Here is a 2,285-nt window from a genome sequence, read left to right as displayed (position 1 = left end):
TTGGGGTTCTAGGGATTTTCCCCTCTAAAAAGACTTAATCCTCTGTAGACCACACCAATAAATGGCTGCGGAGGTGGGTTACTACTTATAAGTGTGGCAAATTAGGTAAATATCGTACATTTAATACGGAACAGCCCTGATATGGCCATCAAAAACGAAATTACTATTCTCACGAGAGCAGAACAGGCAGATCTTTATTCCCCACCCATTTTTTCAATCGAAGAACAACGTCTGTACTTTTCTCTGAACGATGCGGAATTGGCAGTTTTTCGGTCAATTCGTCTCAGAGCTCATAGATGTTACTTTGTCGCGATTTTGGGATACTTCAAATCAAAGCCCGTCATCCTAGATATCGCTTACTCGCAGGTTTCTAAGGATTTAATGTTCATCAGTAAAGAGCTGCTTGGCGGCAAGGGGCTCAGACCATTCACTCCCTCACAAAAACAAAAAGATCGACTCTACGCAAAAGTATTAGACCTTGCTGGTTATCACAAATGGGACGAAAGTCAGCACTTCAATTCTCTTTTCGACCACCTTGTTCAGGTGGGCAATGCCTGGCTGGAGCCGCGTTACCTCTTTGATACTGCTATTGAATTCCTAACCAGTCACAGCATTGCTATCCCTAGGTACACCGTACTCCAGAGACTGATAAGCAGAGCGATGCAGCAGGTCAGAAAAGACCTGGCGCACCAACTTAATCAACTCACCAGTCCTGAACTTCACGTCTTTCTGGACAGCATAACAGCCATTGATGACGGACTAAGCCTGAACCAGCTCAGAGGCGGTGCAAAAAGTCTGACCGTACCTGAACTTAAAAAAGAGCTTGCCCTTTATCATCAGTTAGCGCCATGGCGCACGCAAATCAATGGCGTTATCGATGGGCTTAATCTGTCTCTTAAAAATCGACAACACTTCGGTGAGCTCATCAACTATTACGGTAGTAAACTCAAACGATTCAAACGCGCACAGCAGCATCTATGGTTGCTATGTCACCTGACAGAGCGGATACAACTGGCACTGGAACGGTTAACTGATGGGTTCATTTACCATATCCGCAAGCAACAAGAAGCTGCCAACACCTTTGCACAACAAGCAGTGTTCCTGTCCTGGCAGTCAGCCGCGGACAATGTCACGAAAGCGGCAGAGTTACTGCATCTGTTTGTGGATGAGAACATTGATGATAATCAACCCTTCTCAGTAGTCAGACAACAGGCATTGAAGGTCATGAATGACAGGGATATCCAGACCCTCTGCCTTTACCTGAAAAAACAGAAACGGACCGTGGAAGAGTACCAGTGGCAACATTACGATGAACAATGCAATCTCCTGGAGCAACTGTTAAGGCAGGTGTTCTTGTGCCTTGAATGTGAGGCCGGTAAAGGCTCAGAAGCCGTCGTCGCCCAACTTCAACAGATGCAGACGGAAATCGCATTCGGTGGACCACTGAAGACGAAGGATACGTCGCTCATCCCGAAAAAGCACCTCCCATGGTTGGTTAAACAGGATAACGTTAACCCGCAACGTTACGAATGGCTGCTCTACCGGCAGTTAACCTCACGACTGAATGGACGCATTTATTTGCCAAATGTTACCAAATACCGCGCACTGGAAGACGACCTGATCCCCCAGACATCGCAGGATACCTTGCTGGCCTCATCAACACTGGACAGACTAAAACAGCCCGCAGAGTTATTGTTACAGGAGAAACAACACCGGCTGGAAAGTGCACTCAAAGACGTTGCTCTCCATATTGATGAGGGAGACAATCGAAATGTGATCATGAAAAATCGTACCGGTACCCGCTGGCGTCTGCCGACCAAAAGCGCTACATCTCTGGTCAACAATCCCTTTTTTAAGCGAATGCAACCGGTCGGTATCGCGGATGTACTGCGGTATGTAGAGCGCGAAACCGGGTTCATGAAATGTCTGACTCATGTACTTCCGATACAAAAACAAGGGTTCACTCATCAGGATGATTTACTGGCCATTCTGATTGCCAACGCCACTCACCGTGGTGTGTATGGCATGGCGCAGATCTCCGATCGAAGCTATGAACACCTGAGTACGGTGCAGGCCAACTATATCCGGCCTGAAACGCTGCATGACGCCAGCGACGTGATCAATAATGCGGTTGCAGCGCTACCCATCTTCCGCCACTACCATATTCAGGAGGACCAGCTGCATGCCAGTGCGGATGGTCAGAAATTCGAAACCCATCTGGAAACCTTTAAAACCCGGTACTCCTCTAAGTATTTCGGCACCAACAAAGGGATCACGGCCATGAC

At 47.6% G+C, this 2,285-nt stretch carries 1 protein-coding gene; it reads left to right on the top strand.

The window, feature by feature from the left end; translation table 11 throughout:
• Positions 1–141: 141 nt before the first annotated feature.
• Positions 142–2,285, top strand: a 2,144-nt coding sequence (locus tag WR49_RS20600; RefSeq protein ID WP_046225265.1) for a Tn3-like element ISShfr9 family transposase, incomplete at its 3' end; no start/stop codon positions are given.

It is taken from the genome of Vibrio sp. ECSMB14106 (genome assembly GCF_000972265.1).
GTDB classification, from domain to species: Bacteria; Pseudomonadota; Gammaproteobacteria; order Enterobacterales; family Vibrionaceae; genus Vibrio; species Vibrio kanaloae.
Note: the sequence above shows the minus strand (reverse complement) of the source record. Positions and strands in the feature narration are given on the sequence as shown.